At 69.3% G+C, this 2259-nt stretch carries 1 protein-coding gene and 2 pseudogenes; 1 reads left to right on the top strand and 2 read right to left on the bottom strand.

Translation table 11 applies throughout. From position 1 onward, the window contains the following. Together ACTWQJ_RS50410 and ACTWQJ_RS50405 are read right to left on the bottom strand one after the other, a co-directional pair. A pseudogene (locus ACTWQJ_RS50410) lies at nucleotides 1-434 on the bottom strand (alpha/beta hydrolase); the annotation flags it as partial. 391 nt (nucleotides 435-825) lie between these two features. Next, nucleotides 826-1312 (bottom strand): annotated as a pseudogene (locus ACTWQJ_RS50405) (nuclear transport factor 2 family protein). Between the two features lie 101 nt (nucleotides 1313-1413). Between ACTWQJ_RS50405 and ACTWQJ_RS50400 the strand changes: the two are divergent. Beyond that, nucleotides 1414-1992 carry a TetR/AcrR family transcriptional regulator gene (locus ACTWQJ_RS50400; RefSeq protein WP_443313044.1) on the top strand — a complete coding sequence of 193 codons (579 nt, stop codon included), beginning with the start codon at nucleotides 1414-1416 and terminating at the stop codon, nucleotides 1990-1992. Nucleotides 1993-2259 lie beyond the last annotated feature (267 nt).

Below are 2259 nucleotides of genomic sequence, written 5' to 3'. Positions count from 1 at the left end.
CCTGCTCCACAACCCACTTCGCGACGGCGAAGTTCTGCTCGACGGCGACTGGGTGCGGGCCTCGGGCGACAGGTCGTACTCGGGGAACACGACCGCGGCGTTCGCGCCGACCGCGAGTTCACGTACCAGGCGGTCGTGGGTGTGGGCGTTACCGAACACCCAGCCCGCGCCGTGGATGTAGATGATCACCGGGAGGGTGCCGGTCGCGTCGGCGGGCTTGACGATACGGGCCCGGACACTGCCCGTCGGACCGCCCGACACCGTGATCCACTCCTCGTCGATCTGCGGCTTCTCGATCTCGCCGGACTGCACCTCGTCGACGGCTTGCGCCCCTCCGCCGGGGGCAGGTCGAACAGGTACGGCGGGTTGGCGGTCGCCTCCGCGAACGCTGCGGCGGCGGGCTCCAGGACGGGCCGCGTGAGGGACTCGGACATGGCTGACTCCTTAGGGGATTTATATGAGGTGATCGGTCGCACCGGGCCGGGGCGATGACAGGTCCCGGCCCGGCCGTGTTCGAACCCGGCCTGTCGCGCCCGGCTGCCCGCCGGAACGCGCCACGGCTTCGGGCTTCCTGGGGCAGAGCGCGGGCGTGGTGGATGCGCGCTGTGATGAGCGGGACCGCCTGGTTGGGTGTCCGCACACCAGGGGGAGGCCCCGCCCTGGGTCTTGTTTGCCCAGGGCGCTGGTGGGGGGTGGCTTGCGGTCGGAGCGGGGTGCCGGCCACTGCAGTGCGGTTGTCCGCTCACGCTGGGTGAGAGGGCGCCGGGCACGGGGCCTGGATGCCCGGATGCGGTCGCGCTCCTGGCCGGCCGCCGGGTGGGGGTTTTACAGCCCGAGGTCGGACAGGCCCGGGTGGTCGTCGGGTCGTCGGGTCGTCGGGTCGGCGGCCCAGCGGCCAGTGGTACTTGCGCTCCTCCTCGGCGATCGGCAGGTCGTTGATGCTCGCGTGGCGCACGCGCATGAGGCCGTTGTCGTCGAACTCCCAGTTCTCGTTGCCGTAGGCGCGGAACCACTGGCCGGAGTCGTCGTGGTACTCGTAGGCGAACCGCACCGCGATGCGGTTCCCGTCGAACGCCCACAGCTCCTTGATGAGGCGGTAGTCCAGTTCCCGGTCCCACTTGCGGGTCAGGAACTTCACGATCTCCTCGCGGCCGGTGACGAACTCCGCGCGGTTGCGCCAGCGCGAGTCGGGCGTGTAGGCGAGGGCGACCTTCTCGGGGTCGCGGGTGTTCCAGCCGTCTTCGGCCTGGCGGACCTTCATGATCGCCGTTTCCCGGGTGAACGGCGGGAACGGGGGACGCTGCTCGGACATGACGCACTCCTCTGGGAAGCCCTACGGCAGTGAGAACGGTCGTTCTCACGATGTCCCCTACACTAGGAGAACGACGGTTCTCACGCAAGGGGGCAAAAACCTTGGACACCGATCTGGCGCGCGAGCGCATCCTGGACGCCGCCGAAGACCTCTTCTATGCCCGAGGTATCCAAGCTGTCGGCATGGACGTGATCCGGGACTCCTCGGGCGTCACGCTGCGGCGCCTCTATCAGCTGTTCCCCTCTAAGGGCGACCTCGTCGAGGCCTACCTGGCCCGCAGGGATGCCCGCTGGCTCCAAAGCCTTGCAACGCATGTCGACACGGCCGCGGAAACTCCGCAGGAGCGGCTGCTCGCCGTCTTCGACTGGCTGGAAGACTGGTTCACCCAGGCCGACTTCCACGGGTGCGCCTTCGTCAACTCCTTCGGCGAGCTGGGCGGCACATCACCCCAGGTCGCCGCCGCGGCCCGGCACCACAAGGACGCCTTCCACGCCTACCTGCGGGAACTGGCAACAGCTGCGGGAGCGGCAGCAGATACCGGCACCCAGATCGCCCTGCTGGCCGAGGGAGCCATGACCACCGCCGCCATCTCAGGCACACCCGCACCGGCCCGCCAAGCCAAGCAGGCGGCGCAGCTTCTGCTGACGCCCGACACACGCCACGTCGCCTTCCCTTCGTAGCGTGGAGTCGTCGGCGCCTTCGCGGTGCGGGAGGGTGACGGTGCGGGACGGTCGCCCGCCTGCTCCTGCTCCCAGCGCAGCGCATGCTCCCACCGCCGGCACACCAGCGCGTGCGCCAAGCCGAAGACCTCACCCGGCCTACCGTTCCTAAAGACTGAGCATGAGTTGCACATGCTCAGCCGCGTGCCTCGAACGGTGTTGGGCACACTGGTCCCCCGCGTTCGCTCCGCATCCGGCGCCATCGGATCGTGTCCGTGGTCCGGGAAT

Source organism: Streptomyces sp. KR55 (genome assembly GCF_052245645.1).
Lineage (GTDB): Bacteria > Actinomycetota > Actinomycetes > Streptomycetales > Streptomycetaceae > Streptomyces > Streptomyces flavusporus.
Note: the sequence above shows the minus strand (reverse complement) of the source record. Positions and strands in the feature narration are given on the sequence as shown.